General features: G+C 64.8%; 12 protein-coding genes. 8 read left to right on the top strand and 4 right to left on the bottom strand.

All coding sequences use genetic code 11. From position 1 onward, the window contains the following. Positions 1-121: 121 nt before the first annotated feature. Positions 122-757, top strand: a complete 636-nt coding sequence (locus RQX22_RS09910) for a D-Ala-D-Ala carboxypeptidase family metallohydrolase (RefSeq protein ID WP_315726020.1) — start codon at positions 122-124, stop codon at positions 755-757. A 68-nt stretch (positions 758-825) separates the two neighbouring features. On the opposite strand, the gene RQX22_RS09905 is transcribed toward RQX22_RS09910, so the two are convergent. Then, entirely contained in the window at positions 826-1,788 is a 963-nt protein-coding gene (locus tag RQX22_RS09905) for a YncE family protein (RefSeq protein ID WP_315726018.1), read from the bottom strand. 110 nt (positions 1,789-1,898) lie between these two features. Here RQX22_RS09905 and lepA point away from each other — a divergent pair, with 110 nt between their 5' ends. After that, a complete protein-coding gene (gene lepA / locus RQX22_RS09900; protein WP_315726016.1) occupies positions 1,899-3,719 on the top strand; it encodes a translation elongation factor 4 in 1,821 nt (606 codons plus the stop codon). Beyond that, positions 3,709-4,146: a glyoxalase superfamily protein gene (locus RQX22_RS09895; RefSeq protein ID WP_315726014.1), complete on the top strand. Its 438-nt coding sequence runs from the start codon at positions 3,709-3,711 to the stop codon at positions 4,144-4,146. Before lepA ends, RQX22_RS09895 begins: the two co-directional genes overlap by 11 nt. 30 nt (positions 4,147-4,176) lie before the next feature. Here RQX22_RS09895 and RQX22_RS09890 read toward each other — a convergent pair whose 3' ends face one another. Continuing rightward, the gene (locus RQX22_RS09890) at positions 4,177-4,800 is read right to left on the bottom strand and encodes a retropepsin-like aspartic protease family protein (RefSeq protein WP_315726012.1); all 624 of its coding nucleotides are present in this window, start codon (positions 4,798-4,800) and stop codon (positions 4,177-4,179) included. A 180-nt stretch (positions 4,801-4,980) separates the two neighbouring features. On the opposite strand from RQX22_RS09890, the gene RQX22_RS09885 reads away from it, so the two are divergent. Next, positions 4,981-5,490 (top strand): glycine zipper 2TM domain-containing protein, encoded by a 510-nt coding sequence (locus RQX22_RS09885; protein WP_315726010.1) that lies wholly within the window; start codon positions 4,981-4,983, stop codon positions 5,488-5,490. An 80-nt stretch (positions 5,491-5,570) separates the two neighbouring features. Continuing rightward, positions 5,571-6,146 carry a GNAT family N-acetyltransferase gene (locus tag RQX22_RS09880; protein ID WP_315726008.1) on the top strand — a complete coding sequence of 192 codons (576 nt, stop codon included), beginning with the start codon at positions 5,571-5,573 and terminating at the stop codon, positions 6,144-6,146. Positions 6,147-6,235: 89 nt separating this feature from the next. On the opposite strand, the gene RQX22_RS09875 is transcribed toward RQX22_RS09880, so the two are convergent. Beyond that, positions 6,236-6,562 carry a GIY-YIG nuclease family protein gene (locus RQX22_RS09875; RefSeq protein WP_315726007.1) on the bottom strand — a complete coding sequence of 109 codons (327 nt, stop codon included), beginning with the start codon at positions 6,560-6,562 and terminating at the stop codon, positions 6,236-6,238. 341 nt (positions 6,563-6,903) lie between these two features. Continuing rightward, complete coding sequence (locus tag RQX22_RS09870) at positions 6,904-7,860, bottom strand: alpha/beta hydrolase (protein ID WP_315726006.1); 957 nt, start codon at positions 7,858-7,860, stop codon at positions 6,904-6,906. 122 nt (positions 7,861-7,982) lie between these two features. On the opposite strand from RQX22_RS09870, the gene RQX22_RS09865 reads away from it, so the two are divergent. The 3 genes from RQX22_RS09865 to RQX22_RS09855 all read left to right on the top strand — a co-directional run bounded on the left by RQX22_RS09865 (position 7,983) and on the right by RQX22_RS09855 (position 11,838). Beyond that, positions 7,983-8,678 (top strand): HAD family hydrolase, encoded by a 696-nt coding sequence (locus RQX22_RS09865; protein ID WP_315726005.1) that lies wholly within the window; start codon positions 7,983-7,985, stop codon positions 8,676-8,678. Beyond that, on the top strand, positions 8,671-9,297 hold the full coding sequence (locus RQX22_RS09860) for a phosphatase PAP2 family protein (RefSeq protein ID WP_315726004.1): 627 nt from the start codon (positions 8,671-8,673) through the stop codon (positions 9,295-9,297). Before RQX22_RS09865 ends, RQX22_RS09860 begins: the two co-directional genes overlap by 8 nt. A 219-nt stretch (positions 9,298-9,516) precedes the next feature. Next, positions 9,517-11,838 (top strand): putative bifunctional diguanylate cyclase/phosphodiesterase, encoded by a 2,322-nt coding sequence (locus RQX22_RS09855; RefSeq protein ID WP_315726002.1) that lies wholly within the window; start codon positions 9,517-9,519, stop codon positions 11,836-11,838. Positions 11,839-11,999 lie beyond the last annotated feature (161 nt).

Genomic DNA, 11,999 nt, shown 5'->3' with positions numbered 1-11,999 from the left:
TTAAAATGGCCTGCTTAATGGTTCCGGCCTCCTTTCTCGGATGCGACGAACCGTGCATGAAGGACGAGAGCCGATCTGCCATGTGATTGAATTCGATCGGAAATTTGGGTAATGTCTGGCCATGCGAAAATATATGCGAATCGCCGTTCTCGCGGCGGCGGCCATGCTCACCTTGCCTGCTTCGCCCACGCTCGCGGCGGTGTCGGCCGAGGGGCAGAGCCGGGCCGATTATCTGGCCTGGCTCGCCCGCGAGCCGGCGGCCCGCACCTCCGTGCTTTCCTTCAAATCCTATCTCCATGCCGCCGGCGTCGATAATGTCGTCCCGACCTGGCAGCTGGTCCGGACCGCCAGCATGTGGCGCGAATGTGCCGGGCCGCGCTTCGAAGTGGCGCCGGCCAATGAATGGCCGCATCTCGCCGAGACCCTCGGCTTCGTGAAGGATCATGTGCGGCCGGTGATCGGCGCGGTCGAGGCCGTGTCGGGCTATCGCGACGCGGATCTCAACCGATGCTCGGGCGGCGCCCGGGAAAGCGCCCATCGCCATTTCTTCGCGCTCGATCTGGTGCCGGTTGCGGCGATCGCCCGCGACGGATTGATCCGCAGCATCTGCGGCGTCCATCGCACGAGCGGACCGCATTACGATGTGGGCCTAGGCTTCTATTCCGGAACCCGGTTCCACATCGATTCCAAGGGCTTCCGCCGCTGGGGAGCGGATGGCAGGGGCGCGACCTCGCCCTGCGTTACGGGCATCGCATAGAGCCTGATAATTATAGGTGGAAGCGCTTCCCGCCTCCACCAATGACGATCATCACGTTCTATTCAAACCTAAGGCGCCACCGCCAATCCGTCCCCGTCCTTGCCCGCGCTCAGCCGACGCAATACCTTGCCGCTGGTGAAATCCCCTTCGGCGACCTCGGCGCGGCCCGTCTCCGCGGCATAGAGTCTTTTGCCGTCGGCGGAGAAGATGATCGTCACCTGCGCCGCATCCTGGGTGCCGCTCAAGACGATCTCCCGGACGGGCTTGCGCGTCTCCGCGTCGATCACGGTCAGGCTTCCCGACGCCATGTTGGACGTCACCACCCAGCGTTCGTCGGGGCTGACCGCGACCCGGATCGGCACCTCGCCGGTCTTCACCTCGGCCAGCCGCTCGAAGCTTTGCGTGTCGAAGGCCTGGACGCGCGCGCCCTCGAGATCGCCGACCCACAATTCGCGGCCGTTCCTCGCGAGCGCGATTCCTTCCGGCCGTCCGCCGACCGGGATGTCGCGCAATTTGGTCCCGGCCTCCAGATCGAAGACGCCAACGGTGCCGGCCGGAATGTTGGCGGTATAGGCGCGCTTCTTGTCGGGCGAGACGGCGACCATGTGGCTGCCCGGCTGGCCGGTGGCGATCGCCTTCAGCGCATCGTCCGCCTTGGTGTCGACGACGACCAGCGTCTGGCTCTTTTCCGCGGTGGCGAGGAGCCGGCCGTCGTCCAGCCAGATCAGGCCGTGCGGCCGCTCGCTGGGGCTGAGGTCGATCGTGCGCAGCCTGGTGCGCGAGGCGACGTCGAAAATGTCGATCGTGCTGCCGCCATAAGCGACGACCGCAGCCTGGCGTCCGTCGGCGGAGACGGCGATTTCATGCGGCATGTGGCCGGTCGCGGGTCGCGCCAGTTCCTTGCCCGTGGCCAGATCGATGAAGCTCAACGTATCTTCGCCCTTGTTGCCGACGAGCAAAGTGGGCGCGGCGGCGGCGGCCGACGCGCACGATATGGCCAGCACTGCCATCCATCCGGTTGACGATTTCATGAACATCCTCCCTTTGCGACCATGCTAGTCGAGCGGCGATCGGAGGCAAGTGGGCGCGGAATCCGACTTAGGTTGGCGGCCGCCCTGCGCGATGCTAACGCCCGCCGCACATGACCGACCTCAGCCGCATCCGCAACTTCTCCATCATCGCCCATATCGACCATGGCAAGTCGACCCTGGCCGACCGCCTGATCCAGCGGACGGGCGGGCTGACCGAGCGCGAAATGTCGTCGCAGGTCCTCGACAATATGGATATCGAGAAGGAGCGCGGGATCACCATCAAGGCGCAGACCGTGCGTCTCGATTACAAGGCGTCCGACGGCAAGGATTATGTCCTCAACCTGATGGACACGCCAGGCCATGTCGATTTCGCCTACGAAGTGAGCCGCAGCCTCGCCGCCTGCGAAGGCGCGCTGCTGGTGGTCGATGCCGCGCAGGGCGTCGAGGCGCAGACGCTGGCCAATGTCTATCAGTCGGTCGAGCATGATCATGAGATCGTGCCCGTCATCAACAAGATCGATCTGCCCGCCGCCGAGCCCGAAAAGGTCAGGAAGGAGATCGAGGACATTATCGGCCTTCCCGCCGACGATGCGGTGATGACCAGCGCCAAGAGCGGCATCGGTATCGACGAGGTGCTGGAGGCGATCGTCACCCGCATTCCGCCGCCCAAGGGCGATCGTGACGCGCCCTTGAAGGCGATGCTGGTCGACAGCTGGTACGATCCCTATCTCGGCGTCGTCATCCTCATCCGCGTCATCGACGGGGTGATCCGCAAGGGCCAGCAGGTGAAGTTCATGGCCGGCGGCACCACCCACCTCGTCGACCGGGTGGGCGCCTTCCGGCCTAAGATCGAGCAATTGCCGGAACTGGCGGCCGGCGAGATCGGCTTCATCACCGCCCAGATCAAGGACATTACCGAGACCCGCGTCGGCGACACGATCACCGATACGCGCCGTCCCGCCGCGCAGGCGCTGCCGGGCTTCAAGCTGGTCCAGCCGGTCGTCTTCTGCGGCCTGTTCCCGGTCGATGCGAACGATTTCGAGAAATTGCGGGAAAGCATTTCCAAGCTTCGTCTCAACGATGCGAGCTTCAGCTTCGAGATGGAAACCAGTGCCGCCTTGGGCTTCGGCTTTCGCTGCGGCTTCCTCGGCCTCCTGCACCTGGAAATCATCCAGGAACGGCTGACCCGCGAATATGATCTGGACCTGATCACCACCGCGCCGTCGGTCGTCTACAATATCCATCTGTCGCACTCGAAGGAGGAGCCGGCCAAGGTCATCCAGCTCCACAATCCGGCCGACATGCCCGATCCCAACCGGATCGAGAGCATAGAGGAGCCGTGGATCGAGGCGACCATCTATGTGCCCGACGATTATCTCGGCCCGATCCTGAAGCTCTGCCAGGACCGGCGCGGCATCCAGAAGAACCTCACTTATGTCGCCGGCCGTGCCCAGCTCACCTACGAGCTGCCGTTGAACGAGGTCGTGTTCGATTTCTACGACCGGCTCAAATCGATCAGCCGCGGCTATGCCAGTTTCGACTATCACCAGATCGGCCACCGCGAGGGCGACCTCGTCAAGATGAACATCCTCGTCAACAACGAGCCCGTCGACGCCTTGTCGATGATCGTCCACCGCGCCGCCGCCGAAAGCCGCGGCCGCCACATGTGCGAGCGGCTGAAGGATCTGATCCCGCGCCATCTGTTCAAGATACCGATCCAGGCCGCGATCGGCGGCAAGGTCATCGCCCGCGAAACCATCGCCGCCCTGCGCAAGGACGTCACCGCCAAATGCTATGGCGGCGACATCACCCGGAAGAAGAAGCTGCTGGAGAAGCAGAAGGAAGGCAAGAAGCGGATGCGGGAATATGGCAGCGTGTCGATCCCGCAGGAGGCTTTCATCGCCGCGCTCCGGATGGGCGATGAAAGCTGAAGCGACGGACCAGGCGGGAAAAGCTGCATCTGTCGAAGAACATGTGCGGTTTGATCAGACCTGTCCGATCCTGCGGATCTTTGACGAGCCGGCCGCTAAGGAATTTTATCTCGGCTTCCTGGGGTTTCATCTGGATTGGGAGCACCGCTTTGGCGAAGACTACCCGCTCTACGCACAAGTTTCGCGTGCCGGCCTGATTCTGCATCTTAGCGGCCACCATGGAGATGCGTGCCCCGGATCGGCCCTGTTTGTGCCTATGCAGGGAATCGGCGCCTTTCACCGGGAACTATCGGGCAAGAATCACAAGCACACCAAGCCAAGTATAGCTGACGAGGCGTGGGGCCTGATCATGGAGGTCACGGACCCGTTCGGCAATCGCCTTCGCTTCTGCCAGCGAAAGGAAGAGGGCGTGGAGCAGCCTGCGTAAGCAGAACACGGATAGGCGAAAATCTCCGCCTCATTCCGCCACCGGCTGCGGATGGTTCGGCACCAGCACCAGCACATTTTCCTCGACCCGCCACGATTTGAGCTTCGACAGGAAGTTCATCCCGAGCAGATCCATGTTCCGCAGTCCCGGCGAGACGATCGCCTTGAGGTCGCGGGCGACGATATTGCCGAGCTTCAGCTCGTCGATCGTCGTGGTCTGGGCCTGGCTGGCGCCGTTGGCGGTCTGTATGATGACGGGGAGCAGGCCGGCTTCCGGTTCGAGCCCGGCCGCCGCCGCCGTATCCGGCGAGAAGGCGGTGACGGTCGCGCCGCTGTCGATCAGCATGCGCCGCTTGACGCCGTTGATCGTGACATTGGCCATGAAATGACCGTTCGAGGACATCGGAATGCGCAATTCGCTGCCGACCACCTCCTGCCTGTCGAGCTGCAGCCGTTCCGCGATCCGCGCTAGATAGGGATCGAAGGGCGCGCGCTGGACGAGGAGCAGGCCGAGAATGGCGATCAGCGCGATCGAAAACAGCGTCCGGATCAGCGCGCCGATGAACGGAAGCCGCAGCAGCACGACCAGCAGGATCAATCCGCCCACGATCATCGGGATGAAATAGGGCGATTGGGTGTCGAAGGCGGGGTTCACAGATATCCTTTGGCGGCGCGTCAGAGAGGCTGAATGCTTATGTGGCTGGACCCCCCTGCCTTTCGCAAGCCTGACTCGCTGGAAAATCGCCGCGATGGATCAGGTCCGCACATTTGGATAAGGTGGATCGGGCTCGGACCATCCGGGCCCCTGTACATGCGTTTGAAGAGAGGCTCCGATATGAAGAATAAGATCCTGCTTGCCCTTTCGCTGGCGGTCGCGCCGGCGGCCCTGATCACGGCCGCGCCCGCCGCGGCGCAGACGTCATCCGAACAAAGGCGCTGGGACTCCGCTCAGCAGCGCTACGAGATCGAGTTCCAGAATTATCTGCGCGAACGCGATCGCTACACCATCGCCCGCATGCGCCGCGGCGGCGGCTATTATGACGACGATCGCTACGGCAATTTCGAGACCGATTATGACGCCACCCGTTATTATCGCGACGGGCCCAATTATCGCGAACGCGTCCTGACCGATCAGGACGAGGTCTATCGCGGTTCGGACGGGCGTTATTATTGCAAGCGCTCGGACGGCACGACGGGCCTCATCATCGGCGGGGCCGGCGGCGCGATCCTCGGCAATGTCATCGACGGTGGCCGCAGCCGCACGGCCGGGACCCTGATCGGCGGCGCGCTCGGCGCGCTGCTCGGCCGTTCGGTCGAACGCAACCAGGAGGTTCGCTGCCGGTAGCGGACGAGGCCGGGTGCCGGGCGGCGGATCCGCCCGGCACCCGGATCTTCTCCATCCGGATGCCACGGGGAGGGCATGATTTGATTCTCGAGCCACGCGTCCTGGAAGGCACATATGTTCGCCTGGAGCCGGCGGCGGAAGCGCATCGCCAGGACATGGGCGACGCGCTCAATTGCGATCTCGAAACCTGGCAGATCCAGATGGCGAGCGGCATGGGCGCGCATTTTCCGGCTTATTGGGACGCGATGCTGGCGACCGAGGGGCGCATCCCCTTCGCCGTCCGCGATCGTGCCAACCGCCGCCTCGCCGGCACGTCGAGCTTCCTGTTCGTCGATCCGCGCAACCGCACGCTGGAGATCGGCTCCACCTGGTTCCGCCCCGAATATCGTGGCACCAGGATCAATCCGGAATCGAAGCTGCTGATGCTGGCCGAAGCCTTCGGCGCCGGCGCGCTGCGCGTCCAGTTCGGCATCGACAGCCGCAATGCGCGCAGCCAGGCCGCCTGCCGCAAACTCGGCGCCCGGGAGGAAGGCGTGCTGCGCCGCCACCGCATCACCTGGACCGGCCACAAACGCGACACAATCCTCTTCTCGATCATCGACAAGGAGTGGCCGGAGGTGAAGGCACGGCTGGAGGAACGGCTGGCGGGAGCGTGACCGCTCCTAATTAATCGTCACCCTGAACTTGATTCAGGGTCCAGTCCGGAGACCCGCAGCGGGGTTCGTCGCTGGATCCTGAATCAAGTTCAGGATGACGGGTGGGCTGCGGAGGACAGTGCGTCAAACCCTAACGCTACCGCCAGATCTTCCCATTGTGGATTTCTTTCCTCGATAAGGCTGACTTTCCATTGCCGCCGCCAGTTCTTCAGCTGTTTCTCCCGAGCGATGGCCAAATCCATCGTGCCGAATTGATCGAAATAGACGAGGCGATGGACTCGGTGGCGCGTGGCGAAACCTGACTTCTCGCCCGAACGATGCTCCCATATCCGCCGCATCAGATCGGAGGTGACGCCGATGTACAATGTGCCTCGAAAGCCGCTGGCGAGGATGTAGACGAAAGGATCCCGGTTCATAGTCTCCCTCACCCTCGCCCCTCATACACTTCTCTTCGTCACCCTGAACTTGATTCAGGGTCCAGTCCGGGAACCCGCAGCGAGGTTCGTCGCTGGATCCTGAATCAAGTTCAGGATGACGGAATGGGAGGAGACGGCAGTTTCTCCAATCTCAACGCGACCGCCAATTGCGGCCGCCAGGTCCTCAGCTGCTGGACGAAAGGATCCCGGTTCATAGTCTCCCTCCACCCTCACCCCTCATACCCCTATTCGTCACCCTGAACTTGATTCAGGGTCCAGCCCGGAGCCCCGCAGCGAGGTTCGTCGCTGGATCCTGAATCGGGTTCGGGAAGGCGATCGACCTATTGTGCGGGAACAGGCGCTGCCCCGGCCGCTGTCTTGGGCAGGGCGTCCAGCCAGCGCACCACCTCCGCGGCAAGAGCGATGCGCTTGTCGGCGAAGCTGTGATCGCTGGCCAGTTCGACGGCCTTCACGCTGGCGCCGGCGGCCTTGCCGACGGCCTCGGCCAGCGCCTTGTTCTCGGCCGCGCCGCCATGGGTCGCATAGATGCTGAGCATCGGAACGCGCGCCAGCTCGGGGGCGACCGGCATCAGGCTCCATTCGGACTGGTGATCGAGCAATTCGTCGGTCAGGCTCTCGACATTGGCGCCCTTAAGGCTGTTGCCGAGATCGTCGAGCCCCTTCTGAAAGGCTTCGCGCGCGGCGTCGCCGCCTTCCGCCAAAGCGGCAGCGGTCGCGCCCGCATCCCAGGCGTCGATCAGCACCAGGCCGGCGACCCGCGGGTCGCCCGCGGCCTGCAGCGCGGCAGCCAGGCCGCCCATCGAATGGCCTGCGATCACCAGCCGCTGCGGGTCCACGCCATAGCTGCGCGCATTGTCGTCCTGCCTCAGGAAATCCATCGCGGCCTCGGCATCCGCGATCGCGCCCGCGATCGAAAAATTGCCCGGCGAGCCCCAGCTGCCGCGATAATGGAGCGTCAGCACGTTCCAGCCCGCCCGGCGGACGGCCTGGGCCAGGTCCAGATTCTGCTCGTTGCCGGGCAGCCCGTGGAGGAGGAGCATGGTCGGGTGCGGGCCGGCGCCGGCGGCGCGCAGCATCAGCGCGTTCATGCCCATGCCCTCGGAAGGGATCAGCAATTGGCGGTTGGAGGCGGGATTCTTCTCGTTGCGCGCGGGATCGGCAATGACCGCGTCCGGAAGGGACGGCGCCTGCGACTCCTTGGGCGCGTCCTCATGCTTTTCGGGCGAGCAGGAGACGGCCAGCGCCAGGACGGCCGCCGCGGCCAACAGCTTGTTCATGATCGGATATCCTCCCCTTGTCCGTTGTTCACGCTAGCAGGTTCGCGCCGAACGGCAAAAGCCGGCGCCTCGATCCGACGAAAGCGTGCAACGCTTGGGCGTCACGTCCGTTGTGGGAGACTATGGCGGGTCGGGATCAGGAAGGAAAAAGCGTGGCGGCGGTGCTGTTCGATGTCGACGGCACGCTCGTCGATTCCAACGATCTCCACGCCGAGGCCTGGCGGCGCGCCTTTGCGGATTTCGGGATCGATCTGCCGTTCGATACGGTGCGCGGACAGATCGGCAAGGGCGGCGACAATCTCATCCCCTCGCTCGCACCCGATCTTTCGGAGACCCGGCGTCGGGAGCTCGAGGCTTATCGGTCGAATCTCTTCAAGCGCGATTATCTGCCGCAGGTCGCGCCCTTTCCCTGCATACGCGCCTTGTTCGAGCGCCTCGATGCGGACGACATCAGGATCGTCCTGGCCTCGTCCTCGGCGGCGGAAGAGGTCGACCATCATCTCGGCCTGATCGGCGCGGCGGACCTGGTGACCGCGACCACGTCGCGGGACGATGTCGAAAGCTCAAAGCCCTGCCCGGACATCTTCGAAGCGGCCATGGCGAAGGTCGCGCCGCTCGCCGCGGACGATCTGATCGTGGTCGGCGACACGCCCTGGGACGCAAAGGCCGCGGCCAGGCTCGGCCTCAGGACGATCGGCTTTCGCTGCGGCGGCTTTCCGGAGGTCGAGCTTGTCGAAGCCGGCGCCTGTGCCCTCTACGACGATGCCCGGCACCTGCTCGCCGATTATGAGCGATCGGTGTTCGCCGGCCGTGGCTAAGGGAAAGGCGGACAAGGCGTCGCAGGCGCTGCAGCGGGCGGATCGCAAGGTCGCCGAAGCGGTCGTGCCGCACCGCGAGACGCCTCTCGTCCAGGCGATCGACCTGTTCGCCAAGCTCGCCGATCAGCCGCCGCTCCGGGTCCTGTGCGCCGCCGTGATCGCGGCCGGCCTGCTGGGGGGCGACCGGCGGCGCGTTCGTGCCGGCGTCAGGATGCTGGCGGCGCACACGGTCGCCACCTGGACCAAGGATGCCGTCAAGCACCGGATCGACCGCACCCGGCCGCGATCCGCCGTGGAGAAGAGCCGCGATCATCGTCTTTCGGCCGGCCGCAGCGAAAGCAAGGAGGAGACCAGCTTCCCCTCCGGCCACAGCGCCGGCGCGGCGGCGGTGGCGCGGGGATTCGCCCGCGAATATCCCGAACTTGGCCTTGCCGCTCAGATCGGGGGCGGAGCGCTCGCGCTCGCGCAGATTCCCCGCTGCGCCCATTATCCGACCGATATCGGCGCCGGCCTCGCCATCGGAATCGCCGCCGAGCTGGCCGTGGACGCGGCGTTCCGCCTCTTGCCGGGCGGATCGGAGGTCTCTTCGAAAGACTCCACAGGGACTCCGCCGGCCTGAGTCGGTCCCGGTTCGCCTTCACGGCCCGCTCGGGGCACGCAACACCCGACTCAGCGCGTTCGGATTCCGGCCATATTGATCCATTTCGGAGTTTTTTTGCCCCGTTAACCACGAATCGTGTGTTCCGCGCCGCATCTTTAACATTCCATCAAACCTATCCGCCTAGGAACGCCGCCAGGCAAAAGGCACTGGAATTCGATGTACCACGCCCCCGGTTCCATGGATGTGGAGACCCAGACTCAGGTTCCGGCGGAGCTTGGCGAGGATTCGTCTGGCCCCGATGTCGGCAGCGATCGCCTGCGTCAGGCCCATCTCCACAATGGGCAGGCGCAGACCCGGGCCCTCTTCGCTCCCTATCTGGCCATCACCGTCGTCGGCGCCACCTTGCTGGTGGCGTGGGGGCTGCTGGCCAGCACCAATGTCAAGCTGCTCGTCGGCTGGGTCGGTCTGGTCGCCTTCGCCAATTGGGTGATCTGCCGCCGCGCGATCGAAAAGGGCAGCCTCGCCGACAGCCGCTCGGCGAAGGTCCGCTCGCTGCTGCCCGCCATTGCCGAGGCGATCGGGCTCGCCATCCTCTGGGTGTCTCTGCCGAGCTACGCCTTCGCCACCCAGGCGCCCGCCGTTCAGGTCGTGATCGGCGGCGCGTTCGGCGCGATGATCATGGCGGCGATCGCCCTGGTCGCGGTGCCCGCCGCCGCCATCGCCTGGATCGCGACAATGACCGCGGGTCTGGGCTTCGCTTATTATATGGGCAGCGCCGCGCTCGATCCCCGGATCGGGCTGGCCATTATCGGCCTCGCCACGGTCGCCGTCTTCGGCGTCGCCCGCCTGACGCGCTGGACTTATGAGCAGCTGCAGACGATCGCCAAGGTCCGGGCGCAATCGGAATCGGTCCGCCTGCTGCTGAAGGAATATGAACATCGCGGCGTCGGCTGGCTATGGCAAGTCGATGCCGAAAACAGGGTCGTCTACATCTCGTCGCGCATGACCTCGCTGCTCGGCCGCTCGGCCAGCCAGCTGATCGGCCATTCGCTTCCCGCTTCGCTGGGCGGCAACAGCGCGCTCGGCCGCACCCTGCTTGCCCGCGAACCTTTCGCCAGTCTCGAAATGGAGCTTCGCACCCGTCGCGGCACGCGCTGGATCAGCCTCGCCGGCGATCCGATCGTCGATGTCGCCGGCCAGTTCCAGGGTTTCCGCGGCGTCGGCTCCGACGTCACCGAGGTCAGGAAGACGCAGGAGCGGCTGACCCATCTCGCCAATATGGACGTCCTGTCCGGCCTTCCCAATCGCGGCCGCGTCCGCCAGCTGCTGGGCGAGGCGCTTTCGGGTGCGCAGTCGGGCTGCGTCCCCTGCGCGATCATGTTCCTCGATCTGGACGGCTTCAAGCCGGTCAACGATACGTTCGGTCACCCCAAGGGCGACGCGGTGCTCAAGAGCGTCGCGCAACGCCTGGTCAAGGAAGTCGGCGACAGCGGCCATGTCGGCCGGATGGGCGGCGACGAATTCGCCATCGTCATCCGCGACGCCCAAAGCCGCAAGATGGTGGAATCGCTGGCTGCCCGGATCATTTCGTCGGTCGCCGAACCCTATCAGATCGACAAGGCGGAGATAAGGATCGGCGTCTCGATCGGCTGCGCCTTCGGTCCGATCGACGGCCAGAGCGTCGACGATCTCATCCAGAAGGCGGATCTCGCTTTGTACCAGGCCAAGGGCCAGGGACGCGGCACCTGCTGCTATTTCAACGCCGACATGCAGAACGAGGCCGAGGATCGCCTGCGGCTGGAACAGGATCTGCGCCAAGCCTTGACGCTGCGCCAGTTCCGGCTCGATTATCAGCCTTTGATCAATGCCCTCGATCAAAGCCTGATGGGCTTCGAGGCGCTGGTGCGCTGGCACCATCCGACCCGCGGCATGGTGCCGCCCAACGAATTCATCCAGGTGGCCGAGGAAACCGGCCTGATCATGCAATTGGGCGATTGGGTGATCGAGGAGGCGTGCCGCGCCGCCGCGACCTGGCCCGACAATATCAGCGTCGCGCTCAACCTGTCCGCGCGCCAGCTGATCATGCCGGCCTTGCCGAACACGGTTCATGAATCGCTGGCAAGATTCAAGCTGAAGCCGAACCGGCTGGAGCTCGAAGTGACCGAATCGGTCTTCCTCGGCGACAGCCAGGGATCGCTCGACGTGCTGAAGCGGCTGCGCGCGATCGGCGTCGGCATCGCCCTCGACGATTTCGGCACCGGCTATTCCTCGCTCGGCTATCTGAACAAGGCGGTGTTCCACAAGCTCAAGATCGACGGCAGCTTCGTCCGCGAAGCCGCCAACAATCGCGAGACCGTGGCGATCATCCAGTCGATCGTGCAGCTCGCCAAGAGCTTCCGCATGACGGTGACGGCCGAAGGCGTGGAGACGGCCGACGATTTCACCCGGATGCGCGACCTGGGCTGCCACCAGATCCAGGGCTATCTGTTCGGCCGCCCGATGAGCTTCGAGCGGGCTTCCGACCTCGTCCACGGCATTCAGACGCGCCTGAGCGCCTGAGCCGCCTCCCGGAGCGGCTCCAGACCGGATCGGATCGTCCGCCGACGCGGAAAGTACGGCAACCACAAGAATCGCTCGCGCCGGCCAGAGCGACCGCCCGCCTTCCGTGCCGGCCCCGCCGTGCTTACAATCGGGTCATGGTCCGCTTCTCGCCCATATTC

The organism is Sphingosinicella rhizophila, assembly GCF_032378825.1.
Lineage (GTDB): Bacteria > Pseudomonadota > Alphaproteobacteria > Sphingomonadales > Sphingomonadaceae > Allosphingosinicella > Allosphingosinicella rhizophila.
This window is presented reverse-complemented; position numbering and strand designations above follow the sequence as displayed.